Raw genomic sequence first — 24,733 nt, 5'->3', positions numbered from 1 at the left:
CCGGGAAGCGAGACCCATGGTCACCATCTCCATCGTCATTCCCGCGAAGGACGAGGCCGAAAACCTCCCCCTGCTGCTCGACGGCATCGAGGCGGCGATGGCCGCGCAGGACGGCTACGAGGTGCTCGTCGTCGATGATGGCTCGACCGACGCCACGGCCGAGGTGATCCGCGCCCGGATGCAGTCGCGTCCGAACCTGCGGCTGATCCGCCATGATGTCTCGGGCGGGCAGAGTGCTGCCGTCCATTCCGGCGTGCTGGCAGCACGGGGCGGAATCGTCTGCACGCTCGACGCCGATGGCCAGAACCCGCCGTCGGAACTGCCGAAGCTTCTCGCCCCCTTGCTGGCGCCCGGGTCCGACCGGATCGGGCTCGTGGCCGGACAGCGCGTCGGGCGGCAGGACACGGCCTCGAAGAAGCTCGCCTCGCGCTTCGCCAACTGGATCCGCGCGAAGGCGCTCAAGGACGGCACCCGCGACACCGGCTGCGGGCTCAAGGCCTTCCGGCGCGAGGGGTTCCTGCGTCTCCCCTTCTTCAACCACATGCACCGGTACCTGCCCGCGCTCTTCGCCCGCGATGGCTGGGCGGTCGCGCATACCGATGTCGCCCACGCGCCACGCCACGCGGGCCGCTCGCATTACAGCAACCTCCAGCGGGGCTTTGTCGGCGCGATCGACCTTCTCGGGGTGATGTGGCTCATCCGGCGGAAGAAGAAATCCCGTCCGAGGGAGGGGGCCTAGGATGGAGCGGCTCTTCGCCATCCTCCATGTCGAAAGCGGGACCGAGTTCTGGTGGGTCGCCTTCGGCCTGTTCGGCCAGCTCATGTTCACCGGCCGCTTCCTCGTCCAGTGGATTGCCTCGGAACGGGCGCGCAGGTCGGTGATGCCGGTCGTGTTCTGGTACTTCTCGCTCGCGGGCGGGCTGATCCTTTTGGCCTATGCCATCTACCGGCGCGATCCGGTCTTCATCCTCGGTCAGTCGCTCGGCGTCTTCATCTATCTCAGGAACCTCGTTCTCATCCACCGGGAAGCGCGGGAGAACGGGCTTGGCTAGGGGCTGGTTCGGCCCCGCGGCGGCCATCGTCGCCCTGGTCACGGCGCTGCGTCTGGTTGCCCTCTGGTTCGGCCAGACGGACCTTTTCGTCGACGAAAGCCAGTACTGGCTCTGGGGGCGGAACCTCGATCTGGGCTACTATTCCAAGCCGCCGCTCATCGCCTGGGTGATCCGCGGCGTGACGGGGCTGTTCGGCTCCGACGCGGCCTTCTTCGTGCGCCTGCCGGGTGCGGTCCTTCACGGGGCGACGGCGCTTCTCCTTGGCGGCGTGGCGGCGCGGCTTCTCGATGCCCGGGCGGCCCTCTGGACGGCCGTGACCTACCTCACCCTGCCGATGGCGGCGCTCGGCTCGCTCCTCTTTTCCACCGACACGGTGATGGCGCCCTTCCTGGCGGCGGCGCTCCTGTTCAATCTCAGGGCGGCCGAGACCGGTCGGGCCGGTCCGGCAATGCTGGCGGGCGTGCTCGCGGGATGTGCCTTCCTGGCAAAATATGCCGCGATCTATCTCCTCATCGGCCTTGGATTGGCGGCGGTTTTCGTGCCCGCCGTCCGCATCCCGCCCCGTGCCGCCCTGGCGCTCGCCCTGGGCTTCGCCGCGACCATCCTGCCGAACGTCCTGTGGAACATCGGGAACGGACTGGCGACCGTGGCGCACACGATGGACAACGTCGGCTGGGTGCGCGGGGAGAGCTGGTTTTCCGGCCTGAACCCCGCCGGGCTGGCGGAGTTCCTCCTCGCGCAGTTCGCCGTCGCGGGACCCGTCGTCTTCGTGGCGCTTCTCTGGGGATATGTCCGGCCCGGCGAACCCGCCCTTCGGGCGCTGGCCCTCATCTCGGCACCGCCGCTTCTGATCGTCTCGGTCCAGGCGGTTCTCGACAAGGCCTATGCCAACTGGGCGCTTGCGGCCTATTTCGCAGGCACCGTGCTGGCGGTGGGTGTGCTTCTCGCCCGAGCGCCGCGGCTCCTGCCGGTGTCGCTGGCGGTGAACGGATCGATCTCGGTCCTGTTGCCCGTCCTGGTCGTGCTCGCACCATGGCCGGCATGGCGGGGCGAGCCGCTGCTGGCCCGTTACCTCGGCCGGTCCGACCTCAGCCGGCAGATCATCGCCGCGGCCGAGGGGGCGGGGCTGACGACCGTCGTCAGTGCCAACCGCGACATCCTCGCCGATCTCTTCCACACTGGCCGCGCCTCGGGTCTCACCTTCGCCGCGCCGGCGCCGCAAGGGCGGGCCCAGAACTATTACGAGCAGACCCATCCTCTCGGCGCGGGGCCGATGCCCGTCCTCTTCGTCGCGGCGGCTGCCCCCGACTGCGCCTTCGACCCGCCGGTTGCCGGGTTCGACACCGCGCACGGGGCCTACGCCAGGATGGACCTCGCCGCCTGGCGCCTTACCGCGGATTGCGCCAATGCCGCGCCTTGACCACGGCAAGGCCGCCATCGCGCTCGCCCTCCTGACCATCGCCGCGCTTGGCGTCTTCGCGGTCTTTCCGCGGATCGACCTCACCGTCTCGGGCTGGTTCCACCGCGCGGGGGAGGGGTTCTGGCTGGCGCGAAACCCCTGGATCGAGGCGGTGCGCAACGGCATATGGGACCTCTCCATCGCCGTCTTCGCCTTCTCCATCCTGGCGCTCGGCTTCGCCGTCGCGCGCCGGCCGCTTCTCGGCGTCGATGCGCGCGAGGCGGGGTTCATCTTCCTTCTCTACCTTCTTGGGCCGATCCTCCTCGTCAACGGCGTGCTCAAGACCTACTGGGGCCGCGCCCGCCCGGTTGATGTGGCGGAGTTCGGCGGGGCGGCCACCTTCACGCCGCCCTGGCTTCCGGCCGACCAGTGCGTGGCCAACTGCTCCTTCGTCTCGGGCGAGGGCTCGGCGGCGACCGCGCTTCTCCTTGCCTTCGTGGTTCTTGCGCCCGATGCCTGGCGGCTTTTCCCACGCCGGGCCTTCGCGCTCTATGCGCTTGCGGGCCTGGTCCTGCCCGCAACCGGGCTCGCACTGAGGATCATGACGGGGCGGCATTTCCTTTCGGACACGATCTTCGCCGTGCTCCTTGTTCTGGCCTTGGCGCTGGGCCTTCACCGGCTCCTGCTGAAGGGGCGCTGAGGGCCGAGAGCCCGTGTTGACAACCCCCGCGACTCCCCCTATACGGCCCGCACTCGGCCACGGGTGTATTGCGCGTGGGCGGGTATCAGAACTGAAGTGGTCACGATCCGGGCACCAGCCCCGATCCTCTGGAATTCCACCGCGTCGCCCCCGCGCAGGGGACGAATGCGGTTTTGGTGTTTTGCGGACGCGCAAGGCACGCAGATGAGCGAAAGCCCCCGGGAACGTCGCTGACGGGCGAACGTCGATCGGGTTGCAAGATAGGGCGAGAGTTAATGCCGACGATCCAACAGCTGATCCGGAAGCCCCGGGAAGCGAAGCCGCAGAAATCCAAGTCGCAGCACCTGGAATCCTGCCCGCAGAAGCGCGGTGTGTGCACCCGCGTCTACACCACCACGCCGAAGAAGCCGAACTCGGCCATGCGGAAGGTGGCGAAAGTCCGTCTCACGAACGGCTTCGAGGTGATCAGCTACATTCCCGGCGAGAAGCACAACCTGCAGGAACACTCCGTGGTCCTGATCCGCGGCGGCCGGGTGAAGGACCTTCCGGGCGTGCGCTACCACATCCTCCGCGGTGTGCTCGATACGCAGGGCGTCAAGGACCGCCGCCAGCGTCGCTCGAAATACGGCGCGAAGCGTCCGAAGTAAGGAGATCACCAGATGTCGCGTCGTCACGCTGCCGAAAAGCGCGAAGTCCTGCCCGATGCCAAGTACGGCGACCGGGTGCTGACGAAATTCATGAACAACCTGATGGTGGACGGCAAGAAGTCGGTCGCCGAGCGCATCGTCTATAACGCGCTCGAGCGGGTCGAAGGCCGGCTGAAGCGGTCCCCGGTCGAATGCTTCCACGAGGCGCTCGACAACGTGAAGCCCTCGCTCGAGGTCCGCTCCCGCCGCGTCGGCGGCGCGACCTACCAGGTGCCCGTCGAGGTTCGCCCCGAGCGCCGCGAGGCGCTGGCGATCCGCTGGCTGATCACCGCCGCGAAGAACCGCAACGAGAACACGATGGAAGAGCGTCTGGCCGCCGAACTGGCCGATGCCGTCAACGGACGCGGCACCGCGGTCAAGAAACGCGAAGACACCCACAAGATGGCCGACGCCAACAAGGCGTTCAGCCATTACCGCTGGTAATCCGGCGGCAGCGAGGACGAATACGATGGCACGCGCTTATCCCCTCAACCGATACCGCAACTTCGGGATCATGGCCCACATCGACGCGGGCAAGACCACCACGACCGAGCGGATCCTCTATTACACCGGCAAGTCCCACAAGATCGGCGAGGTGCATGACGGCGCCGCGACGATGGACTGGATGGAGCAGGAGCAGGAGCGCGGCATCACCATCACCTCGGCTGCGACCACGACCTTTTGGCAGCGCCAGGAAGATCCCAGCGTCGACGGCACCTCGGACACCAAGTACCGGTTCAACATCATCGACACGCCCGGCCACGTCGACTTCACGATCGAGGTCGAACGCTCGCTCGCCGTGCTCGACGGTGCGATCTGCCTTCTCGACGCCAACGCCGGCGTGGAGCCGCAGACCGAGACCGTGTGGCGCCAGGCCGACCGCTACAAGGTTCCGCGGATCGTCTTCGTCAACAAGATGGACAAGATCGGCGCCGACTTCTTCAACTGCGTGAAGATGATCAAGGAGCGCACCGGCGGCACTCCCTGCCCGGTCGCCCTGCCGATCGGTGCCGAGGACAAGCTCGAAGGCATCGTCGACCTCGTCAAGATGGAAGAGTGGGTCTGGAAGGGCGAAGACCTCGGCGCGAGCTGGGTCCGTCAGCCTATCCGCGACGACATGAAAGATCTTGCCGAGGAATGGCGCGGCAAGATGATCGAGCTCGCCGTCGAACTCGACGACGAGGCGATGGAAGCCTATCTCGAAGGCAACGAGCCGGATGTGGACACGCTGCGCAAGCTGATCCGCAAGGGCACGCTGTCGCTGACGTTCTTCCCCGTCCTCGCGGGCTCGTCCTTCAAGAACAAGGGCGTCCAGCCGCTTCTGAACGCGGTCATCGACTTCCTGCCGTCGCCGGTCGACGTTCCGGTCCTGAAGGGCTTCGCCCCCGATGACGAGTCCGAGGAGCGCAACATCGAGCGCCCGGCGGACGACGCCTCGCCGTTCTCGGCGCTGGCGTTCAAGATCATGAACGACCCGTTCGTCGGCTCGCTGACGTTTACCCGCATCTATTCCGGTCAGCTCAAGAAGGGCGACCAGATGATGAACTCCACGAAGGGCAAGCGCGAGCGCGTCGGCCGGATGATGATGATGCACGCCATCAACCGGGAAGAGATCGACGAAGCCTTCGCGGGCGACATCATCGCGCTCGCCGGCCTGAAGGAGACGACGACCGGCGACACGCTCTGCGATCCCGCGAAGCCGGTGGTGCTCGAGACCATGACCTTCCCCGAGCCGGTGATCGAGATCGCCGTGGAGCCGAAGTCGAAGGCCGACCAGGAAAAGATGGGCCTCGCCCTCGCGCGCCTGGCTGCCGAAGATCCATCTTTCCGCGTCGAGACCGACCTGGAATCGGGCCAGACCATCATGAAGGGCATGGGCGAACTTCACCTCGACATCCTCGTCGACCGGATGAAGCGGGAGTTCAAGGTCGAGGCGAACATCGGCGCCCCGCAGGTCGCCTACCGCGAGACGATCAGCCGCGAGGCCGAGATCGACTACACCCACAAGAAGCAGACCGGCGGCACGGGCCAGTTCGCCCGCGTGAAGCTGGTGATCACCCCGGTGGAACCCGGCGTCGGCTACTCGTTCGAATCGAAGATCGTCGGCGGCGCGGTGCCGAAGGAGTACGTCCCCGGCGTCGAGAAGGGCATCAAGTCGGTCATGGACAGTGGTCCGCTCGCCGGCTTCCCGGTGATCGACTTCAAGGTGGCGCTGATCGACGGCGCGTTCCACGACGTCGACTCCTCGGTGCTGGCGTTCGAGATCGCGTCCCGTGCGGCGATGCGCGAGGGCCTGAAGAAGGCCGGCGCCAAGCTCCTGGAGCCGATCATGAAGGTAGAGGTGGTGACGCCGGAGGAATACACCGGCGGCATCATCGGCGACCTGACCTCGCGCCGGGGCATGGTGCAGGGCCAGGACAGCCGCGGCAACGCCAACGTGATCAACGCCATGGTGCCGCTTGCCAACATGTTCGGCTACATCAACAACCTGCGTTCGATGTCCTCGGGCCGCGCGGTGTTCACGATGCAGTTCGACCACTACGACGCCGTGCCGCAAAACATCTCGGACGAGATCCAGAAGAAATACGCATGACGGTGTGGCGGGGTGAGCCCCGCCCTACCAGCCCGTAGGCCGGGGTTCACCCTGGCATCACCGAACGAAACAGGAGGCCATCATGGCAAAGGCAAAGTTTGAACGGACGAAACCGCACGTGAACGTGGGGACGATCGGCCACGTTGACCACGGCAAGACGACGCTGACGGCGGCGATCACGAAGTATTTCGGCGAGTTCAAGGCGTATGACCAGATCGACGCGGCGCCGGAGGAGAAGGCGCGGGGGATCACGATCTCGACGGCGCATGTGGAATACGAGACGGCGAAGCGTCACTACGCGCATGTGGACTGCCCCGGCCACGCGGACTACGTGAAGAACATGATCACGGGCGCGGCGCAGATGGATGGGGGTATCCTCGTCTGCGCGGCCTCGGACGGCCCGATGCCGCAGACGCGGGAGCACATTCTCCTGGCGCGCCAGGTGGGGGTTCCGGCGCTGGTCGTGTACATGAACAAGATCGACCTTGTCGACGACGAGGAGCTGATCGAGCTGGTGGAGATGGAGCTGCGGGAGCTTCTGTCGTCCTACGACTTCCCCGGCGACGACATCCCGATCATCAAGGGCTCGGCGCACCAGGCGCTGATCGGCGAGCGTCCGGAGATCGGCGAGTCGTCGATCCGCGCGCTGATGGACGCGGTGGACGAGTACATCCCGACGCCGGACCGCCCGATCGACCAGCCGTTCCTGATGCCGATCGAGGACGTGTTCTCGATCTCGGGCCGCGGCACGGTGGTGACGGGCCGGGTGGAGCGCGGCGTGATCAACGTCGGCGACGAGGTCGAGATCGTCGGCATCCGGGCGACGCAGAAGTCGACCTGCACCGGCGTTGAGATGTTCCGCAAGCTTCTCGACCGGGGCGAGGCGGGCGACAACATCGGCGCGCTCCTGCGCGGGATCGACCGTGACGGCGTGGAGCGGGGCCAGGTGCTCTGCAAGCCCGGCTCGGTGAAGCCGCACACGCATTTCGAGGCGGAGGCCTATATCCTGACGAAGGAGGAGGGCGGGCGGCACACGCCGTTCTTCGCCAACTACCGTCCGCAGTTCTACTTCCGCACGACGGACGTGACCGGGACGGTGAAGCTTCCCGAGGGCACCGAGATGGTGATGCCGGGCGACAACCTGAAGTTCGAGGTGGAACTCATCGCGCCGATCGCGATGGAGGAAAAGCTGCGCTTCGCCATCCGCGAGGGCGGCCGCACCGTCGGCGCCGGCGTCGTCTCGAAGATCCTGAAGTAACAAGAACGGTTCGAAGCAGGCGGGGCATGAGGCCCCGTCTGCCTCTCAACTGAAAGCCCCGCAAGAGGCGAGAGAAATGAGTGGTCAGAATATCCGCATCCGGCTCAAGGCCTTCGATTACCGCGTGCTCGACGCCAGCACGCAGGAAATCGTGAACACGGCCAAGCGCACGGGCGCCCAGGTCCGCGGGCCGATCCCGCTGCCGAACAAGATCGAGAAGTTCACGGTTCTCCGCGGTCCGCACATCGACAAGAAGTCGCGCGACCAGTGGGAAATCCGCACCCACAAGCGGCTTCTCGACATCGTCGATCCGACGCCCCAGACGGTGGACGCGCTGATGAAGCTCGACCTCGCCGCCGGCGTCGACGTCGAGATCAAGGTCTGAGGAGGGCACTGACCATGTTGCGCTCTGGTGTGATCGCAAAGAAGCTGGGCATGACCCGGCTCTTCCTCGAGGACGGCCGGCAGGTTCCAGTGACGGTTCTCCAACTCGACGGCTGCCAGGTCGTGGCGCAGCGCACGCTCGAGAAGGACGGCTATTCGGCCGTCCAGCTCGGCGCGGGTGCGGCCAAGGCCAAGCGGACCACGGCGGCGATGCGCGGCCACTTCGCCAAGGCGAAGGTGGAGCCCAAGCGCAAGATCGCCGAGTTCCGCGTGAGCCCCGACAACCTGATCGGCGTGGGCGAGGAGCTTACGGCCGACCATTACTTCGCGGGCCAGTTCGTCGACATCGCCGGCACCTCGATCGGCAAGGGCTTTGCCGGCGTCATGAAGCGGCACAACTTCGGCGGCCTGCGCGCCTCGCACGGCGTGTCGATCAGCCACCGCTCGCACGGCTCCACCGGCCAGTGCCAGGACCCCGGCAAGGTGTTCAAGGGCAAGAAGATGGCCGGCCATCTCGGCGCCGTGCGCGTGACCACGCAGAACCTGCAGGTCGTGCGCACCGACAGCGACCGCGGGCTGATCATGGTCAAGGGTTCGGTCCCCGGATCCAAGGGCGGCTGGGTCACGATTAAGGACGCGGTGAAGAAGCCGGTCCCCGAGAATGCCGTCCGCCCCGCCGGGCTGAAATCGGCCGCCAAGCCCGCGGCTGAAGCCGCCGCCGCGCCCGAAGGAGAGCAAGCATGAAACTCGATGTGATCAAGCTCGACGCCAAGAAGGCGGGCTCGATCGATCTCGACGACGAGATCTTCGGGCTGGAGCCGCGCGCCGACATCCTGCATCGCGTGGTGCGCTGGCAGCGCGCCAAGGCACAGGCAGGCACCCATTCGGTGCTCGGCAAGTCCGACGTGAGCTATTCGACCAAGAAGATCTATCGCCAGAAAGGCACCGGCGGCGCCCGTCACGGTTCCCGCAAGGCGCCGATCTTCCGTCACGGCGGCACCTACAAGGGGCCGACGCCGCGCAGCCACGCCCATGACCTGCCGAAGAAGTTCCGGGCTCTTGGCCTCAAGCACGCGCTCTCGGCGAAGGCCGGCGCGGGCCAGCTCGTGATCCTCGACAGTCTCGACATGACGGAGGCCAAGACCAAGATCCTCGCCAAGGCGGCGAAGGAACTCGGCTGGAAGCGCGTCCTGATCATCGACGGCGCCGAGGTGAACGCGAACTTCGCCCGCGCGGCGGCGAACATAGAGGGCATCGACGTGCTGCCGTCGATGGGCGCGAACGTCTACGACATCCTGAAGCGCGACACGCTCGTGCTCACCAAGGCGGGTGTCGAGGCTCTGGAAGCCCGTCTCGGCAAAGGGGACCAGAAATGAGCGTGAAACCCGAACACTACGATGTCATCGTCAAGCCGGTGATCACCGAGAAGGCGACCATGGCCTCGGAAGCCGGCGCGGTCGTCTTCCAGGTGACGAAATCGGCGACGAAGCCCCAGATCAAGGAGGCGGTCGAGGCCGTCTTCGGCGTGAAGGTGAAGGCGGTCAATACCACCATCACCAAGGGCAAGACGAAGAAGTTCCGCGGCCGCCCCGGCGAGCGCAGCGACGTGAAGAAAGCCTACGTGACCCTCGAGGAGGGGAACACTATCGACGTGTCCTCCGGGCTCTGATAGAAGGCGCCGAATCTCGCGGCCCCGGATTCCGGGGCCGTGGCATTTTACTGAAACCGGGGACCTTCGGGGCCCTATACCCAGGGGACCTTCGGGGCCCTTCAACCTGAGGACCGACAGGTCCAGAGCAACGGAAGACAGAGAGCATGGCACTCAAGTCGTACAAGCCGACGACGCCTGGCCAGCGTGGGCTGGTTCTGATCGACCGTTCGGAGCTTTGGAAAGGTCGCCCGGTCAAGGCCCTCACCGAGGGCCTCATCAAGACCGGCGGCCGGAACAACACCGGACGCGTCACGATGTGGCACAAGGGTGGGGGCGCGAAGCGTCTCTACCGGATCGTGGATTTCAAGCGCCGCAAGTTCGACGTTTCGGCGACGGTCGAGCGGATCGAATACGATCCGAACCGGACCGCCTTCATCGCGCTGGTGAAGTACCAGGACGGCGAGCAGGCCTATATCCTCGCGCCGCAGCGCCTCGCCGTGGGCGACAATGTCGTCGCCGGCGCCAAGACCGACGTGAAGCCGGGCAACGCGATGCCGTTCTCGGGCATGCCGATCGGCACGATCGTCCACAACGTCGAGCTGAAGCCCGGCAAGGGCGGCCAACTGGCGCGCGCCGCCGGCACCTACGCGCAGTTCGTTGGCCGTGACGGCGGCTACGCGCAGATCCGCCTCTCGTCGGGCGAGCTTCGCATGGTCCGCCAGGAGTGTATGGCCACGGTGGGTGCGGTGTCGAACGCCGACCACTCGAACCAGAACCTCGGCAAGGCCGGCCGCAAGCGGCACATGGGCGTCCGCCCGACCGTCCGCGGTGTTGCCATGAACCCGATCGACCACCCGCACGGCGGCGGCGAAGGCCGCACCAGCGGTGGCCGCCACCCGGTCACCCCTTGGGGCAAGGGCACCAAGGGCAACAAGACCCGCAAGAACAAGGCGACCGACAAGTACATCGTTCGCTCGCGCCACGCGAAGAAAGGGCGGTAATCCATGTCGCGTTCTATCTGGAAAGGCCCCTTCGTCGACAGCTACCTTCTGAAGAAGGCGGAAAAGGCGCAGGCCTCGGGCAAGTCGGAAGTGATCAAGATCTGGTCGCGCCGCTCCACCATCCTGCCGCAGTTCGTCGGCCTCACCTTCGGCGTCTACAACGGCCAGAAGCACATCCCGGTGAACGTCACCGAGGAAATGATCGGCCAGAAGTTCGGTGAATACTCGCCGACGCGGACGTACTACGGTCACGCCGCCGACAAGAAAGCCAAGAGGAAGTAAGCCATGAGCAAGGAAAAGAATCCGCGCCGCGTGGCCGACAACGAAGCCTTCGCCAAGGCGAAGATGCTGCGCACCTCGCCGCAGAAGCTGAACCTCGTCGCGGCGCTGATCCGCGGCAAGAAGGTGGAAAAGGCGCTGGCCGACCTCACCTTCTCGAAGAAGCGCATCGCCGGTGACGTGAAGAAGTGCCTTCAGTCGGCCATCGCCAATGCCGAGAACAACCACGGTCTCGACGTGGACGCGCTCGTCGTGGCCGAAGCCTGGGTCGGCAAGAACATCACCCTGAAGCGCGGTCGTCCGCGGGCGCGTGGCCGGTTCGGCAAGATCATGAAACCCTTCAGCGAGCTGACCATCAAGGTACGGCAGGTGGAAGAAACCGTCGGGGAGCAGGCGTAATGGGACAGAAGGTCAACCCGATCGGGATGCGCCTGCAGGTCAACCGGACCTGGGACAGCCGCTGGTTCGCCGACAGCAAGGACTACGGCAACCTGCTTCTTGAAGACCTCAAGATGCGCGAGTTCATCCACGACTACGCCAAGCAGGCCGGGGTCTCGAAGGTCATCATCGAGCGTCCGCACAAGAAGTGCCGCGTGACGATCCATACCGCCCGCCCCGGTGTCATCATCGGCAAGAAGGGCGCGGACATCGAGACGCTCAGGAAGAAGCTGGCGAACTTCACCGCGTCGGAACTGCACCTCAACATCGTCGAGGTCAGGAAGCCGGAGCTTGACGCCGCGCTGGTGGCCGAGTCGATCGCCCAGCAGCTCGAGCGCCGGGTCTCGTTCCGCCGGGCGATGAAGCGCGCCGTGCAGAACGCCATGCGGATGGGTGCCCTCGGCATCCGGGTCAACGTCGCGGGCCGCCTCGGCGGTGCCGAGATCGCCCGGACCGAATGGTACCGCGAAGGCCGCGTGCCGCTGCACACGCTGCGCGCCGACATCGACTATGCGCTCGCCGAGGCCACGACACCTTACGGGATCATCGGCGTGAAGGTCTGGATCTTCAAGGGCGAGATCATGGAACACGACCCGCAGGCCCGCGACCGCAAGTCGGCCGAGGCCCAGGACGGTCCGGCGCCGCGCGGTCCGCGCCGCGATGATCGCCGCGACGACCGTCGCGACGCGCGCTAAGGAGTACGCAAGATGCTGCAACCGAAACGGACGAAGTTCCGCAAACAGCACAAGGGCCGCATCCACGGCGAGGCCAAGGGTGGCTTCAACCTCGACTTCGGCGGCTTCGGCCTGAAGGCGACCGAGCCCGAGCGCGTCACGGCGCGGCAGATCGAGGCGGCCCGCCGCGCGATCACCCGCCACATGAAACGCCAGGGCCGGGTCTGGATCCGCGTCTTCCCGGACGTGCCGGTGTCGTCGAAGCCGACCGAGGTGCGGATGGGCAAGGGTAAGGGCTCCGTCGACTACTGGGCGGCCAAGGTCAAGCCGGGCCGGATCATGTTCGAGATCGACGGCGTCAGCGAAGTCATCGCCCGCGAGGCGCTCCGCCTCGGCGCGATGAAGCTTCCCGTCACGACCCGCATCGTGATGCGCGAGGACTGGTAGGTCCGACCGGGGGAAACCTCGCTTTTTCCTGGAAGGCGCGCCCCATCGGCGCGCCTTTTCCTTTGGCGCGGCGATGCGTGCCGGTGCCCTCCGGCCGTCGGCCGGAGAGAAACGCAACAAAAACGTAACAGAATTGTAACGCCCCGATTGCGGGGGGCGCGTTTCATTGATTAGATCGCACCGGGACAGTTCCATGAAACTGTCACACGATAACAATAGGACGAAATCGTCACGCACCGGGCCCTGTGCCCTAGGGAGATGGAAATGACAAAGACGACGACCACCGCCGGGCTAATGTTTGCGGCACTGCTCGCGTCCACCAGCATGGTGAGCGCGCAGTCGCTGGCAGAGATCGAGGCCGCCGCGAAGGCGGAGGGGATGCTCACAACGATCGCGCTGCCGCACAGCTGGTGCGGGTATGGCGACGTGATTGCCGGGTTCAAGGCGAAATACCCGGAGATCCAGGTCAACGAACTCAACCCCGACGCCGGCTCGGCCGACGAGGTCGAGGCGGTCAAGGCCAACAAGGACAACAAGGGCCCGCAGGCGCCGGACGTCGTGGACGTGGGCCTTGCCTTCGGTCCCTCGATGAAGGCGGAAGGGCTGCTCCAGCCCTATAAGGTCTCCACCTGGGACGAGATTCCCGACAGCATCAAGGATGCCGATGGCCACTGGTACGGTGACTACTACGGCGTCATGTCCTTCATCGTGAACAAGGACCTCGTGGCCAATACCCCCACCGACTGGGCGGATCTCACGAAGCCGGAGTATGCGGCGCAGGTGGCGCTCGCGGGCGATCCGCGCGCCTCGAACCAGGCGATTCTCGGCGTCCTCGCGGCGGGCCTGTCGAAGGGCGCCAAGGCCGGCGAAGAGGCTGGCAAGGCCGGTCTCGACTTCTTCGCAGAGGTGAACAAGGCAGGGAACTTCGTCCCGGTCATCGCCAAGGCGGGCACGATCGCCCAGGGCGCGACCCCGATCGCCATCGCCTGGGACTACAACGCGCTCGCCTGGGCGGATGAGCTCGCCGGCAACCCGCCGGTGGAGGTTGTGGTGCCGAAGAGCGGCGTGCTCGCCGGTGTCTACGTCCAGGGCATCTCGGCCTACGCGCCGCACCCGAACGCCGCGAAGCTCTGGATGGAATACCTCTACAGCGATGAAGGGCAGAACCTCTGGCTCAAGGGCTACTGCCACCCGGCACGGTTCAACGCGATGGCCGCGGCGGGCAAGCTCGACGCCGACGCCATGGCGAAACTGCCGCCGGCGGAATCCTACGAGGCCGCCTACTTCCCGACGCTGGAAGAGGTGGATGCCAACAAGGCCGCGGTCACCGGCGGCTGGGATGCGGTCGTGGGCGCAAACGTCCAGTAACCGCACCCGATGCGAACACCGCCCCGGCCCGATCCGATCAGGCCGGGGCGCCAACGAGAACAAGACCACTCCAACGGGACGGACCTTGCATGCCTGCGCCTTCCGCCACGCCAAGGCGGCATTTGCCGTTGACCTGGCTGGGCCTGATGCCCTTCGTCATCTTCGTCACGCTGTTCCTGGTCCTGCCGACGATGCATATCGTGATCGGTGCGTTCCAGGATCGCTCCGGTGCGTTCACGCTGCAGAACCTCCGCGACCTGAACACCGGCACGATTCCGTCGAGCTACTGGATATCGGTTAAGATCTCCGTCGCCTCGGCCGCGCTCGGCTGCCTTATCGGCTTCGGCATGGCGGCGGCGGTGGTGTTCGGCGCGGTGCCGCGCTGGGTCAAGTCGCCACTGATGACGTTCTCCGGCGTCGCCTCGAACTTCGCGGGCGTTCCGCTTGCCTTCGCCTTCCTCGCGACCTTCGGGCCGGTGGGCCTCGTGACGGTCTTCCTGCGCAACAATTTCGGGATCGTGCTGAGCCGGGACCTTGGCTTCAACATCCTTTCGTTCTGGGGCCTGACGGTCACCTACCTCTTCTTCCAGATCCCGCTGATGATCCTGATCATCACGCCCGCGCTGGAGGGCCTTCGCCGCGAATGGCGCGAGGCGGCCGAGGTGCTCGGCGCCTCCACGGCGCAATACTGGCGGATGGTCGCCTTGCCGATCCTGTTCCCGTCCCTCCTGGGCACGTTTGCCCTCCTTTTCGCCAACGCCTTCGGGGCGGTGGCCACCGCGATCGCGCTGACCGGATCGGCGCTCAACATCGTGCCGATCCAGCTTTTCGCGCAGATCAGGGGTGACGTGCTCGGCAATCCGAACCTCGGTTATGCCATGGCCTTCGGCATGATCGTCATCACCGCCATCGCCAACGTGCTCTACATCTGGCTGCGGATACGCGCGGAACGGTGGCTGAAATGAGCCTCTATGCCCGCCTCACCGGTTGGATCGTCCTCCTGTTCGGCCTTGGCTATTTCTTCATTCCGCTCCTCGGCCTGACCGAGTTCTCGCTCAAGGCGCGCCGCGGGGTCTACAGCCTTGACGCCTATGCCAAGATCATCGGCGATACCGAGTTCCAGGCGACCTTCAGCTATTCGGTGGTCATGGCGCTGGTGACGATTGCCTTCGGCATCCTCATCGTCGTGCCGACCGCCTTCTGGGTCCGGCTGAAGATGCCTTGGGCGCGCCCCTATGTGGAGTTCCTGACGCTCCTGCCGCTGGTGATCCCCGCCATCGTCATCGTCTTCGGCTACATCCGGCTCTACAACACGTCGAGCTGGCTGCCGCTGACCGGCACGGTGACGGGTACGAACCTGCTCCTGGCGTTCGGTTATACGGTCCTGGCGCTGCCCTACATGTACCGGGCGGTCGATACCGGCCTGCGGACCATCGACGTCGCCACCTTGACCGAGGCGGCGCAGAGCCTCGGTGCCGGCTGGGCGACCATCCTGACCAGGGTGATCCTGCCCAACGTGCTGCCCGCCGTGCTGTCCGGCGCCTTCCTGACCTTCGCCATCGTCATCGGGGAATTCACGCTCGCGGCCCTGCTCGACCGCCCGGCCTTCGGGCCCTACCTGCAACGGATCGGCGCAAACAAGCCCTACGAGCCCTTCGCGCTCTCGGTGATCGCCTTCGCGATCACCTGGGCCTGCATGGGCCTGATCCAGCTTGTCACCCGGTTTTCCAAACACATGAAGGCTGAGTCCTGATGCCGTATCTCGAGATTGCCCGCCTGGAAAAGTCCTTCGGCGCGAACCGCGTCGTGACGGACTTCAACCTCGGGGTCGAACAGGGGGAGTTCATCTCGCTCCTCGGCCCCTCGGGCTGCGGCAAGACCACCGTCCTGCGCATGGTCGCGGGGTTCGAGCGGCCGTCGTCCGGTGCAATCCGCATCGGCAGCGAGGACGTGGTCGGCAAGCGTCCGAACCAGCGCAACATCGGCATGGTGTTCCAGGCCTACGCGCTCTTCCCCAACCTCACGGTGGCGGAGAATGTCGGCTTCGGGCTGAAGATCAAGGGCGCGCGGCGCGACGAGATCACCGCCCGCGTGGCCGAGATGCTGGCGCTGATCGGCCTCCCCGACCTCGGGGCGCGCTACCCGTTCCAGTTGTCGGGCGGGCAGCAGCAGCGCGTGGCACTGGCCCGCGCGCTGGCGCCGAAGCCCCGCGTGCTGCTCCTCGACGAACCCCTGTCGGCGCTCGACGCCAAGGTGCGGGTGTCGCTGCGGAACGAAATCCGCGCGATCCAGCGCGATCTTGGCATCACCACGATCTTCGTGACCCACGACCAGGAGGAAGCGCTGTCGATCTCTGACCGAATCGTGGTGATGAACGCCGGGATCGCCGACCAGGTCGGCACGCCCTTCGAGATCTACAACCGCCCCACCACGCGCTTTGTCGCGAACTTCGTGGGCCAGTTGAACCTCTTCAAGGCCGACGACGCGGGCCGCATCGGCGGCGTGGCGGTGGGGCAGGGGGACTTCGCCGCCCGGCCCGAAGCCGTGCATCTCGGCCGCGAGGCGGAGTCCGACATCGTCCTTCCGGCCACGGTCGAGGAGGTGCATTTCCTCGGCTCCGTCATTCGCGTGACCGCCGCCGCCGCCGGCGCGCGCATCGCGCTCGACACCTTCAACCGGCCCGACATGCCGCCACCGGCCGTCGGCAGCGCGGTGGAGCTGAGCCTCTCGTCGCGCGACCTCATTCCGCTGAAGTAGGGCGGCCGGCAGAGGACCTGCACGGCGTCAGCCAAACTTCCGCTTGCCCCCCGGCCCCGCCTCCACTATAGGGACGCATCCTGCGATTCCGGGCTCCCCGGATTCGGGGGTCCATCATTGACTCCACCGGGCAAAGGGTCACCCAGCACAGGGCCTTCCGGTGATGTGAGAGAAGGAAGACGGCGAGATGAACGCCACCGAACTGAAAGCGAAGACGCCCGACCAGCTCCGCGACGAGCTGGTGGCGCTCAAGAAGGAGGCGTTCAACCTCCGCTTCCAGCAGGCCACCGGCCAGCTCGAGAACACCGCCCGCATGCGCGCCGTCCGCCGCGACGTCGCCCGCATAAAGACGGTGCTGAACGCCAAAGCCGCAGAAGCCGCGAAGTAAGAGGACCGACCCATGCCCAAACGTATCCTGCAAGGCGTCGTCACCTCGGACAAGAACGCCCAGACGATCACCGTCCTGGTCGAACGCCGCTTCAAGCATCCGCTGCTGCAAAAGACGGTGCGGAAGTCGAAGAAATACCGCGCCCATGACGCGGAGAACAAGTTCAAGGTCGGCGACACCGTCCGCATCGAGGAATGCGCGCCGATCTCGAAGACGAAGCGTTGGACGGTCGTGACGGAGGCCTGAGGGCCTGACCCCACACCATCCTTCAAACGAAACCCTGGGCCTCGTGCCCATAGGTCGGGAGAAACCAAATGATCCAGATGCAGACCAATCTGGATGTCGCTGACAACTCCGGCGCGCGCCGGGTTCAGTGCATCAAGGTCCTGGGAGGTTCCCACCGCCGCTACGCCAGCGTCGGCGACATCATCGTGGTGTCGGTCAAGGAAGCCATCCCGCGCGGCCGCGTGAAGAAGGGCGACGTCCGCAAGGCCGTCGTCGTGCGCACCGCCAAGGAAGTTCGCCGCGAAGATGGTACGTCCATCCGCTTCGACCGCAACGCCGCCGTCATCCTGAATAACCAGGGCGAACCGGTCGGCACCCGCATCTTCGGGCCGGTGGTGCGCGAGCTTCGCGCGAAGAACTTCATGAAGATCATCTCGCTGGCGCCGGAGGTGCTGTGATGGCTGCGAAACTCCGTAAAGGCGACAAGGTCGTCGTCCTTGCCGGCAAGGACAAGGGCAAGAAGGGCGAGATCACCTCGGTCGATCCGAAGGCCAACAAGGCCGTGGTCGAAGGCGTGAACATCGCGATCCGCCACCAGCGCCAGACCCAGACGAACCAGGGCGGCCGCCAGCCGAAGGCGATGCCGGTCGACCTGTCGAACCTGGCCGCGCTGGATAAGAACGGCAAGGCGACCCGCGTCGGCTTCCGCATGGAAGGCGAAAAGAAGGTCCGCTTCGCCAAGACCACCGGGGAGGCGCTCTGATGCTCGACGCTCAAACCTACACCCCGCGCCTGAAGGCGCTCTACGTCTCGACGATCCGCGCCGCGCTCAAGGAAGAGTTCGGCCTGAAGAACGAGATGCAGATCCCGAAGCTCGAGAAGATCGTTCTCAACATGGGCGTCGGCGAAGCCGTCAAGGACACCAAGAAGGTCAAGCAGGCCGCCGAGGAGCTGACGCTCATCGCCGGTCAGAAGGCCGTCGTCACCAAGGCCAAGAAGTCGATCGCCGGCTTCCGCGTCCGTGAAGAGATGCCGCTTGGCTGCAAGGTCACGCTCCGCGGCGACCGGATGTTCGAATTCCTCGACCGCCTGATCAACGTCGCCATGCCCCGCATCCGCGACTTCCGCGGCGTGAAGGGCACATCGTTCGACGGCCGCGGCAACTATGCGATGGGCCTGAAGGAACACATCGTGTTCCCCGAAATCGACTTCGACAAGGTCGACGAGGTTCTCGGGATGGACATCATCATCTGCACCACCGCGACCAACGACGCGGAAGCGAAGGCGCTGTTGAAGCATTTCAACATGCCCTTCACCAGCTGATCGCGGAGGACGAACGAATGGCAAAGAAATCCATGGTGAACCGCGAAACGAAGCGCGCCAAGCTGGTCAAGCAGTATGCGACCAGGCGCGCGGCGCTGAAAGCGGTGATCGAGGACCAGTCGAAACCGATGGAAGAGCGGTTCAAGGCCTCGATGAAACTGGCGAAGCTGCCCCGCAACTCCTCGGCCACGCGGATTCACAACCGCTGCCAGCTGACGGGCCGTCCGCACGCCTACTATCGCAAGCTCAAGCTCAGCCGGATCATGCTGCGCGATCTCGCCTCGATGGGCCAGATCCCGGGCATGGTCAAGTCGAGCTGGTAAGGAGGACCGAGGTATGTCGATGAACGATCCTCTTGGCGATATGCTGACCCGCATCCGCAACGCGCAGATGCGTGGCAAATCCACCGTCCGCACGCCGGCTTCCAAGCTGCGCGCCTGGGTGCTCGACGTCCTGAAGGACGAAGGCTACATCCGCGGCTACGAGAAGGTTTCGGCGGCCGGTGGCCAGCCGGAGCTGGAAATCAGCCTGAAGTACTTCGAGGGCACGCCGGTGATCCGCGAGATCAAGCGCGTCTCGACGCCAGGCCGCCGCGTCTATGCCGGCGTCAAGGACATCCCCTCGGTCCGCCAGGGCCTCGGGGTCTCCATCGTGTCCACGCCCAAGGGCGTGATGTCGGACGCAGCCGCACGCACCGCCAATGTCGGCGGCGAAGTGCTCTGCACCGTGTTCTGAGGAGGGGTCTATGTCTCGTATCGGCAAGAAACCCGTTCCCGTCCCGGCTGGCGTCACCGCCAATGTCTCGGGCCAGACCGTCGAAGTGAAGGGCCCCAAGGGGACCCTCGTCTTCACGGCCACCGACGATGTGACGATCACGCTCGCCGACGGCAGCGTCTCTGTCGCGCCGCGCGGCACCTCGAAGCGCGCGCGCCAGCAGTGGGGCATGTCGCGGTCCATGATCGAGAACCTCGTCACCGGCGTGACCAAGGGCTTCAAGAAAGAGCTTGAAATCCAGGGCGTCGGCTACCGCGCGGCGATTCAGGGCAACGTCCTGAAGCTGTCGCTCGGCTACAGCCACGAGGTGAACTTCGACGTGCCAAAGGGTGTGACCGTCACGACCCCGAAGCAGACCGAGATCGTTGTGGAAGGGATCGACCCGCAGCTCGTCGGCCAGGTCGCGGCCAACATCCGCGAATGGCGCGGCCCCGAGCCCTACAAGGGCAAGGGCATCCGCTACAAGGGCGAGTTCATCTTCCGCAAGGAAGGCAAGAAGAAGTAAGGACGACAGAGATGGCAAACAGCAAACGGGATCTGTTCCTCAAGCGCCGCCTGCGCGTCCGGAACAAGCTTCGCAAGATGGCCGACGGGCGGGCGCGCCTCTCGGTCCACCGTTCGTCGAAGAACATCAGCGTGCAGCTGATCGACGACGTGAAGGGCGTGACGCTCGCCGCGGCCTCCAGCCTCGAAAAGGATCTGGGGATCGTCGGCAAGAACAACGTCGAGGCGGCCAAGAAGGTCGGCGCGGCGATCGCCGAGCGCGCCAGGAAGGCCGGGGTCGAGGCGTGCTACTTCGACCGTGGCGGCTTCCTCTTCCACGGCAAGATCAAGGCGCTTGCCGACGCGGCCCGCGAAGGCGGGCTGAAGTTCTGACGAATGCGGGTGGCGCCCCGTGACGGGTGCGCCACCCCGATGATCCGGGCCCCGGACCTGATCCGGGGCACCAGGATCGGCCGAAACGGTGCGGGGTCCCGCGCCATCATGCAAGGAATGCCGAATGGCAGAACGTGAACACCGCCGGGAAGGCCGCGACCGCCGCGAAGACCGGCGCGAGCGCGAGGAAACCCCGGAATTCGCCGATCGTCTCGTGGCGATCAACCGTGTGTCGAAGACGGTGAAGGGCGGCAAGCGCTTCGGCTTCGCCGCGCTCGTGGTGGTCGGCGACCAGCGCGGCCGCGTCGGCTTCGGCAAGGGCAAGGCCAAGGAAGTGCCGGAAGCGATCCGCAAGGCGACCGAGCAGGCGAAACGCAGCCTCGTGCGCGTCCCGCTGCGCGACGGCCGCACCCTGCACCACGACATCGAGGGCCGCCATGGCGCGGGCCGCGTCGTGATGCGCACCGCCGTTGCGGGGACCGGGATCATCGCCGGCGGCCCGATGCGCGCCGTGTTCGAGATGCTGGGCGTCCAGGACGTGGTGGCGAAGTCGATGGGATCGCAGAACCCCTACAACATGATCCGCGCCACGATGGACGGGTTGAAGCAGGAGGCGAGCCCCCGCCAGGTCGCGCAGCGCCGCGGCAAGAAGGTGGCCGATATCCTGAAGAAGCCCGAAGTGGCCGAAGCCGCGGAGGCCTGAGAGACATGGCGAAGAAAACCATCGTCGTGAAGCAGATCGCTTCGCCCGCCCGCCGGCCCGCCGTCCAGACGGCGACGCTCAAAGGGCTCGGCCTCGGCAAGATCAACCGCACACGCGAACTCGAGGACACGCCCTCGGTCCGCGGCATGGTCAACAAGATCCCGCATCTCGTGACCATCGTCGAAGAGCGCGGCTGAGTTCAAAGCATAAGATACAATACAAGACTGCAGACGCCCTGGGGAAACTGGGGCGTTCTCAACTTTTCCGCCGCGATTACTGTTCCTGCGAGATCTCGAAGACTTGAAATTCCGTGATCGTCATCCGATGTGGGAGTCACGGAGCAACTCGGGGGGGGGGAGCAATGAATATTGGCAAGACATTTTTGGCGTCAGTTGCTGTCATCGGCGCGATTGCTGGTAGCGCAAGTGCTGGTGTATGTGACTATCGGCTCAGCCACTTGGTCAATCCCCCAGCTGCCGCCACTGTAATCGGCGCCGGAGGAGGCGCGGCAGCAACTGGAGCGCTGTTCCATGCTGCGGGTTTATACATCATCACCCATTCCACTTCAGGCGCGGCGATGATCGGATCAACTGCCGCAGGCGCATCCGCTGCCGGAACGGTTGGAATCATAGGCGGAACGGCTGGCATAGCCGGAACAGCCGCCTCTATCGTTAGCGCGCCCGTAACCATCGTCGCAGGTGCGGTGGCGGCGGTCGGTGTCAGCGCTGTCGAAGGCGGATGCTATTTTGCCGATGAGCGGATCACGGACTTTGGTCAGGTTCTCGCATTGCTCGAGAAGTTGAACGAGAAGGCTGACAAGAAGCACTTCGCGTTGGTCAGAACGGCCGATGCCCCCGCTTATATTTTGATCGACTATGACGGTGGCGGCCTTAGCCGATTTAAGGCGGCAAACCTCTACATCGTCAACGGAGAGTTGATGCACCGCGATTGGTTCTTCAATACAAGCCTCGGGTACATTGTGACGGGTGTCGTAGAAAGATCAGGTGAGTGAGCACGCGCCCATGCCCGTGATCTGATCGCGGCCTGGCTGGACGATTACAACACGCAACGCCCACATTCGGCCCTTGGATACCAGACCCCCGCCGGGTTCGCGCGGAACCTGACCACCGCAATTGCCCGACACGCTGCGCGAGATGAGAGCTCCGCGCGTCGGGCAATTGCTCAACCCGCGCCATTTGGCGTAAACATCAACCGGGCTCCGGTCGCGGCTGGATGAAAGACCAGTGGCAGGTCAGACGCTCAAGGGTCTCGGCAAGATCAACCGCCCCCGCGAGCTCGAGGACACGCCCTCGGTCCGCGGCATGGTCAACAAGATCCCGCATCTCGTGACCATCGTCGAAGAGCGCGGCTGATCTCACGGGCCGCCGTCGCCCCGGACCCGCGCCTGGGCCTCACCCTCCGAACGCCCCGTCCGCAAGGCGGGGCGTTCCGCATTGGCGGACCTCCGGCCATGGATTGCCAGCCGCTTTCACCCCGTTGATGCCGGGAACCGGGCGACATAGGCTCGCCCGCGAGCGGGGCGGGGGTGAGCGGGTGTGACGATGCGGAGTCTCCATCTGGCGGCCCTTCTGGGGGGCGTCGCAGTCGGCATGACGCTCTGGGCCTGGGGGCAGCCGCTCATCTCCACCAGCGGGCAGGTCCGGCTCTGGGTGAATTCCGTCTGGTCGAACGAGAACTCCCAGCAGATCGCCGACTGGTACACGCTGTCGCATGTGATCCACGGCCTTCTGATCGCGGTTGCCGGGCGCCTTCTGGGGCGCTGGCTCCCGTTCGCCCTCGCCTATGCGATCGCCATCGCGACTGGCGTCGCATGGGAGATCGTGGAGCACACGGACTGGGTGCTCGACCGGTTCCGCGGTCAGACGATCTACCAGGGCTACATCGGTGACACGGTGCTCAACGCGGTCAGCGACTATCTCTTCATGCTCGCAGGCTTTGCCGCGGGCGTTTGGCTCGGCGCCGGCAGGAGCGTGATCCTGATCCTTGCCCTCGAGGCGCTCTCCGCCCTGGTCGCGCGCGACAGTCTCATCCTTACGACCATCCGCGTGGTGCATCCGATCCCCGCGCTCACCGCCTGGCAGGACGCGACGAACCCGCGAAACACCTCCGGGGCCGAGGCGCCGCGCCCATGAACCCCGGCCCGCCGGCGCGGTGCACGCCGGCCGAGGACCCGGGAGCGATTTGGATTACAGTCTTGGGTGTGATTCCCCCGACGCGTGGAGACCTCCGCTTGCCCGACCTGGACATCGCAACCCTCGTGCGCGAATTCGTGACGCTCTTCGTGGTGATCGACCCGGTCGGCACTCTGCCGGTATTCTATTTCGCCACCCGGGGCGTGCCGGCGGCGCTGCACTGGCGGTTCGCCCTTCGCGGCGTTCTTGTCGCGGGCGCGGTGCTGTTCTTCTTCCTCGTGGCGGGGCAGATCTTGCTGGAGGGGGTCGGGCTCAGGCTCGGGTCATTCCAGATCGCCGGCGGGATCATCCTGTTCCTCTTCGCGCTCACCATGATCTTCGGCGACGCGAAGCCCTCGCGCGAGATCGAGGAGGCAGAGCGCGACCACATGGCAGGTGCAGTCTTTCCCCTCGCCATGCCCTCGATTGCCTCGCCCGGCGCAATGCTGGCGGTCGTGATCCTGACCGACAACCACCGCAACACGGTTTCGGAGCAGATGGTGACGGCGGCGCTTCTCGTGCTCGTCCTTGCCATCACCTTCCTGATCCTGCTGCTGGCTCGCCCCCTGAAGGGGATCATCGGCAACACCGGGGCGAACGTCGTCAGCCGGGTCATGGGGATCGTTCTTGCCACGGTCGCGGTCGATTCCATCCTGAGCGGCTTCGAGGCGCTCGGTGTCATGGCGCTGCCGGACGCAGGCATCTGACCGGCTGGACGCGCCGTGGGGCTCCCGCGATCCGATCCCGGAGAACACGACCAAATATCATGTCGCTTTTTCCCTTCGGGTGGTGTGCAATTCCGTTGCGTGCCCGCAAGGGCACGGCGACAGGAGGAGGAACGAATGTCCAGCCCGTATGTGGGAGGATGCGAACATCATCGTGTGCGCGCCTCTGCCGAACCCATCGACAACCACGAATGCCACTGCAACGTCTGCAAGAAGGTCACCGGCCAGCACACGACCCATGTGGCCTTCTTCAATCACGGTGACGTGAAGACCGAAAACGAGGCCGCGATGAAGCGCGTGCCCTTCAATGCCGACAACCCGAACGGACCCCTGGAGATCTGCCTCTGCGAGAAATGCGGGGCCGTGCTGATGCTCGACGACAAGCAGCAGCGCATCCGCGTGGCGGTCCCGAACGTCATGGGCTACGACGATGCCGCCTTCCCCAAGGCCACCTACCACGCCTTCTGGGACACGACGAAGGGCTACCCGAAGCCCACTGACGGCCGCCCGGTCTACGAAGGGTTGCAGCCCTCGTTCGTCTGGCCGAAAGGGGCATGATGTCCGGCCTTGCATCCGCCGCATCCCCATGCGCCGGACGCAAGGCGGGCCTGTCGAAACGGGGCTGGTTGCGCCCCCATGCGTCGATTATCTCCTCGGGCAACAGGAACCTTGCTTGAGGGACGAAAGATGCTTGCAGTACAACGCCATACCGGCCTGTTCAGCGCACTCGCCCGCGCAGTCTTCAGCCTCGGCCGCGCCTTTTCGGCGGCCTTGCCCGCCGAACCGGCCCCGTACTGGACCGACTACCTGCGCGCCACGGATCGCCGGAAGCACTGAGGG

38 protein-coding genes and 1 pseudogene are annotated in these 24,733 nt (G+C 65.6%); all 39 read left to right on the top strand.

Going from position 1 to position 24,733, the window contains the following annotated elements; translation table 11 throughout:
- Nucleotides 1–16 precede the first annotated feature (16 nt).
- Nucleotides 17–739 carry a glycosyltransferase family 2 protein gene (locus F9K34_RS02495; RefSeq protein ID WP_291335064.1) on the top strand — a complete coding sequence of 241 codons (723 nt, stop codon included), beginning with the start codon at nucleotides 17–19 and terminating at the stop codon, nucleotides 737–739.
- A gap of 1 nt (nucleotide 740) precedes the next feature.
- Nucleotides 741–1,052, top strand: a complete 312-nt coding sequence (locus tag F9K34_RS02490) for a lipid-A-disaccharide synthase N-terminal domain-containing protein (RefSeq protein ID WP_291335062.1) — start codon at nucleotides 741–743, stop codon at nucleotides 1,050–1,052.
- A complete protein-coding gene (locus tag F9K34_RS02485; RefSeq protein WP_291335060.1) occupies nucleotides 1,045–2,472 on the top strand; it encodes an ArnT family glycosyltransferase in 1,428 nt (475 codons plus the stop codon). Before F9K34_RS02490 ends, F9K34_RS02485 begins: the two co-directional genes overlap by 8 nt.
- A complete protein-coding gene (locus F9K34_RS02480) occupies nucleotides 2,459–3,151 on the top strand; it encodes a phosphatase PAP2 family protein (RefSeq protein ID WP_291335058.1) in 693 nt (230 codons plus the stop codon). The genes F9K34_RS02485 and F9K34_RS02480 overlap by 14 nt, the downstream gene beginning before the upstream one ends.
- A gap of 275 nt (nucleotides 3,152–3,426) precedes the next feature.
- Complete coding sequence (rpsL, locus tag F9K34_RS02475) at nucleotides 3,427–3,798, top strand: 30S ribosomal protein S12 (protein ID WP_263340580.1); 372 nt, start codon at nucleotides 3,427–3,429, stop codon at nucleotides 3,796–3,798.
- Between the two features lie 12 nt (nucleotides 3,799–3,810).
- Complete coding sequence (rpsG, locus tag F9K34_RS02470) at nucleotides 3,811–4,281, top strand: 30S ribosomal protein S7 (protein ID WP_291335055.1); 471 nt, start codon at nucleotides 3,811–3,813, stop codon at nucleotides 4,279–4,281.
- Nucleotides 4,282–4,306: 25 nt separating this feature from the next.
- Entirely contained in the window at nucleotides 4,307–6,430 is a 2,124-nt protein-coding gene (gene fusA, locus F9K34_RS02465; protein WP_291335053.1) for an elongation factor G, read from the top strand.
- Nucleotides 6,431–6,512: 82 nt separating this feature from the next.
- The gene (tuf, locus tag F9K34_RS02460) at nucleotides 6,513–7,688 is read left to right on the top strand and encodes an elongation factor Tu (RefSeq protein WP_291335051.1); all 1,176 of its coding nucleotides are present in this window, start codon (nucleotides 6,513–6,515) and stop codon (nucleotides 7,686–7,688) included.
- Nucleotides 7,689–7,764: 76 nt separating this feature from the next.
- Complete coding sequence (gene rpsJ, locus F9K34_RS02455) at nucleotides 7,765–8,073, top strand: 30S ribosomal protein S10 (protein WP_013066043.1); 309 nt, start codon at nucleotides 7,765–7,767, stop codon at nucleotides 8,071–8,073.
- A 17-nt stretch (nucleotides 8,074–8,090) separates the two neighbouring features.
- Complete coding sequence (rplC, locus tag F9K34_RS02450; protein ID WP_291335109.1) at nucleotides 8,091–8,816, top strand: 50S ribosomal protein L3; 726 nt, start codon at nucleotides 8,091–8,093, stop codon at nucleotides 8,814–8,816.
- The gene (gene rplD, locus F9K34_RS02445) at nucleotides 8,813–9,448 is read left to right on the top strand and encodes a 50S ribosomal protein L4 (protein ID WP_291335038.1); all 636 of its coding nucleotides are present in this window, start codon (nucleotides 8,813–8,815) and stop codon (nucleotides 9,446–9,448) included. Before rplC ends, rplD begins: the two co-directional genes overlap by 4 nt.
- The gene (locus F9K34_RS02440; RefSeq protein ID WP_291335036.1) at nucleotides 9,445–9,741 is read left to right on the top strand and encodes a 50S ribosomal protein L23; all 297 of its coding nucleotides are present in this window, start codon (nucleotides 9,445–9,447) and stop codon (nucleotides 9,739–9,741) included. The genes rplD and F9K34_RS02440 overlap by 4 nt, the downstream gene beginning before the upstream one ends.
- A gap of 146 nt (nucleotides 9,742–9,887) precedes the next feature.
- Nucleotides 9,888–10,724, top strand: coding sequence for a 50S ribosomal protein L2 (rplB, locus tag F9K34_RS02435; RefSeq protein ID WP_291335034.1), 837 nt, complete (start codon nucleotides 9,888–9,890; stop codon nucleotides 10,722–10,724).
- Nucleotides 10,725–10,727: 3 nt separating this feature from the next.
- On the top strand, nucleotides 10,728–11,006 hold the full coding sequence (gene rpsS, locus F9K34_RS02430) for a 30S ribosomal protein S19 (RefSeq protein ID WP_291335032.1): 279 nt from the start codon (nucleotides 10,728–10,730) through the stop codon (nucleotides 11,004–11,006).
- 3 nt (nucleotides 11,007–11,009) lie between these two features.
- Nucleotides 11,010–11,402 (top strand): 50S ribosomal protein L22, encoded by a 393-nt coding sequence (gene rplV, locus F9K34_RS02425; protein ID WP_291335030.1) that lies wholly within the window; start codon nucleotides 11,010–11,012, stop codon nucleotides 11,400–11,402.
- A complete protein-coding gene (gene rpsC, locus F9K34_RS02420; protein ID WP_291335029.1) occupies nucleotides 11,402–12,136 on the top strand; it encodes a 30S ribosomal protein S3 in 735 nt (244 codons plus the stop codon). The genes rplV and rpsC overlap by 1 nt, the downstream gene beginning before the upstream one ends.
- A 12-nt stretch (nucleotides 12,137–12,148) precedes the next feature.
- On the top strand, nucleotides 12,149–12,562 hold the full coding sequence (gene rplP, locus F9K34_RS02415; protein ID WP_291335028.1) for a 50S ribosomal protein L16: 414 nt from the start codon (nucleotides 12,149–12,151) through the stop codon (nucleotides 12,560–12,562).
- A gap of 294 nt (nucleotides 12,563–12,856) precedes the next feature.
- Nucleotides 12,857–13,930 carry an ABC transporter substrate-binding protein gene (locus F9K34_RS02410; RefSeq protein ID WP_291335107.1) on the top strand — a complete coding sequence of 358 codons (1,074 nt, stop codon included), beginning with the start codon at nucleotides 12,857–12,859 and terminating at the stop codon, nucleotides 13,928–13,930.
- Between the two features lie 89 nt (nucleotides 13,931–14,019).
- Nucleotides 14,020–14,895, top strand: coding sequence for an ABC transporter permease (locus F9K34_RS02405; protein ID WP_291335026.1), 876 nt, complete (start codon nucleotides 14,020–14,022; stop codon nucleotides 14,893–14,895).
- On the top strand, nucleotides 14,892–15,683 hold the full coding sequence (locus F9K34_RS02400) for an ABC transporter permease (protein ID WP_291335025.1): 792 nt from the start codon (nucleotides 14,892–14,894) through the stop codon (nucleotides 15,681–15,683). The genes F9K34_RS02405 and F9K34_RS02400 overlap by 4 nt, the downstream gene beginning before the upstream one ends.
- Complete coding sequence (locus tag F9K34_RS02395; protein ID WP_291335024.1) at nucleotides 15,683–16,687, top strand: ABC transporter ATP-binding protein; 1,005 nt, start codon at nucleotides 15,683–15,685, stop codon at nucleotides 16,685–16,687. The genes F9K34_RS02400 and F9K34_RS02395 overlap by 1 nt, the downstream gene beginning before the upstream one ends.
- Nucleotides 16,688–16,874: 187 nt before the next feature.
- The gene (gene rpmC / locus F9K34_RS02390) at nucleotides 16,875–17,075 is read left to right on the top strand and encodes a 50S ribosomal protein L29 (RefSeq protein WP_291335022.1); all 201 of its coding nucleotides are present in this window, start codon (nucleotides 16,875–16,877) and stop codon (nucleotides 17,073–17,075) included.
- Nucleotides 17,076–17,087: 12 nt separating this feature from the next.
- Nucleotides 17,088–17,321: a 30S ribosomal protein S17 gene (gene rpsQ / locus F9K34_RS02385; RefSeq protein WP_291335019.1), complete on the top strand. Its 234-nt coding sequence runs from the start codon at nucleotides 17,088–17,090 to the stop codon at nucleotides 17,319–17,321.
- 68 nt (nucleotides 17,322–17,389) lie between these two features.
- The gene (gene rplN, locus F9K34_RS02380; protein ID WP_035714274.1) at nucleotides 17,390–17,758 is read left to right on the top strand and encodes a 50S ribosomal protein L14; all 369 of its coding nucleotides are present in this window, start codon (nucleotides 17,390–17,392) and stop codon (nucleotides 17,756–17,758) included.
- Nucleotides 17,758–18,063 (top strand): 50S ribosomal protein L24, encoded by a 306-nt coding sequence (gene rplX, locus F9K34_RS02375; protein WP_291335017.1) that lies wholly within the window; start codon nucleotides 17,758–17,760, stop codon nucleotides 18,061–18,063. Before rplN ends, rplX begins: the two co-directional genes overlap by 1 nt.
- Entirely contained in the window at nucleotides 18,063–18,623 is a 561-nt protein-coding gene (gene rplE, locus F9K34_RS02370) for a 50S ribosomal protein L5 (protein WP_291335015.1), read from the top strand. Before rplX ends, rplE begins: the two co-directional genes overlap by 1 nt.
- A gap of 17 nt (nucleotides 18,624–18,640) precedes the next feature.
- A complete protein-coding gene (gene rpsN / locus F9K34_RS02365; protein ID WP_291335013.1) occupies nucleotides 18,641–18,946 on the top strand; it encodes a 30S ribosomal protein S14 in 306 nt (101 codons plus the stop codon).
- Between the two features lie 13 nt (nucleotides 18,947–18,959).
- Complete coding sequence (gene rpsH, locus F9K34_RS02360) at nucleotides 18,960–19,358, top strand: 30S ribosomal protein S8 (protein WP_291335011.1); 399 nt, start codon at nucleotides 18,960–18,962, stop codon at nucleotides 19,356–19,358.
- Between the two features lie 10 nt (nucleotides 19,359–19,368).
- A complete protein-coding gene (rplF, locus tag F9K34_RS02355; RefSeq protein WP_291335009.1) occupies nucleotides 19,369–19,902 on the top strand; it encodes a 50S ribosomal protein L6 in 534 nt (177 codons plus the stop codon).
- A gap of 11 nt (nucleotides 19,903–19,913) precedes the next feature.
- Nucleotides 19,914–20,273 (top strand): 50S ribosomal protein L18, encoded by a 360-nt coding sequence (gene rplR, locus F9K34_RS02350; RefSeq protein ID WP_291335007.1) that lies wholly within the window; start codon nucleotides 19,914–19,916, stop codon nucleotides 20,271–20,273.
- Nucleotides 20,274–20,397: 124 nt separating this feature from the next.
- Nucleotides 20,398–20,976 carry a 30S ribosomal protein S5 gene (gene rpsE, locus F9K34_RS02345; RefSeq protein WP_291335005.1) on the top strand — a complete coding sequence of 193 codons (579 nt, stop codon included), beginning with the start codon at nucleotides 20,398–20,400 and terminating at the stop codon, nucleotides 20,974–20,976.
- A gap of 5 nt (nucleotides 20,977–20,981) precedes the next feature.
- Nucleotides 20,982–21,173, top strand: coding sequence for a 50S ribosomal protein L30 (gene rpmD / locus F9K34_RS02340; protein ID WP_291335003.1), 192 nt, complete (start codon nucleotides 20,982–20,984; stop codon nucleotides 21,171–21,173).
- Between the two features lie 164 nt (nucleotides 21,174–21,337).
- On the top strand, nucleotides 21,338–21,988 hold the full coding sequence (locus F9K34_RS02335; RefSeq protein WP_291335001.1) for a hypothetical protein: 651 nt from the start codon (nucleotides 21,338–21,340) through the stop codon (nucleotides 21,986–21,988).
- A 6-nt stretch (nucleotides 21,989–21,994) separates the two neighbouring features.
- A pseudogene (locus tag F9K34_RS02330) lies at nucleotides 21,995–22,213 on the top strand (integrase core domain-containing protein); the annotation flags it as partial.
- Nucleotides 22,206–22,349, top strand: a complete 144-nt coding sequence (gene rpmD, locus F9K34_RS02325) for a 50S ribosomal protein L30 (protein ID WP_291335105.1) — start codon at nucleotides 22,206–22,208, stop codon at nucleotides 22,347–22,349. The pseudogene F9K34_RS02330 and the gene rpmD (F9K34_RS02325), both read left to right, overlap by 8 nt.
- Before the next feature lie 189 nt (nucleotides 22,350–22,538).
- On the top strand, nucleotides 22,539–23,129 hold the full coding sequence (locus tag F9K34_RS02320; RefSeq protein ID WP_291334999.1) for a DUF2585 family protein: 591 nt from the start codon (nucleotides 22,539–22,541) through the stop codon (nucleotides 23,127–23,129).
- A 98-nt stretch (nucleotides 23,130–23,227) separates the two neighbouring features.
- A complete protein-coding gene (locus F9K34_RS02315) occupies nucleotides 23,228–23,875 on the top strand; it encodes a MarC family protein (protein WP_291334997.1) in 648 nt (215 codons plus the stop codon).
- A 135-nt stretch (nucleotides 23,876–24,010) separates the two neighbouring features.
- Nucleotides 24,011–24,451 (top strand): GFA family protein, encoded by a 441-nt coding sequence (locus F9K34_RS02310; protein WP_291334995.1) that lies wholly within the window; start codon nucleotides 24,011–24,013, stop codon nucleotides 24,449–24,451.
- Nucleotides 24,452–24,580: 129 nt separating this feature from the next.
- Entirely contained in the window at nucleotides 24,581–24,730 is a 150-nt protein-coding gene (locus tag F9K34_RS02305; protein WP_291334993.1) for a hypothetical protein, read from the top strand.
- Nucleotides 24,731–24,733: the final 3 nt, after the last annotated feature.

Source organism: Albidovulum sp. (assembly GCF_008933605.1).
Taxonomy (GTDB): domain Bacteria; phylum Pseudomonadota; class Alphaproteobacteria; order Rhodobacterales; family Rhodobacteraceae; genus Albidovulum.
Note: the sequence above shows the minus strand (reverse complement) of the source record. Positions and strands in the feature narration are given on the sequence as shown.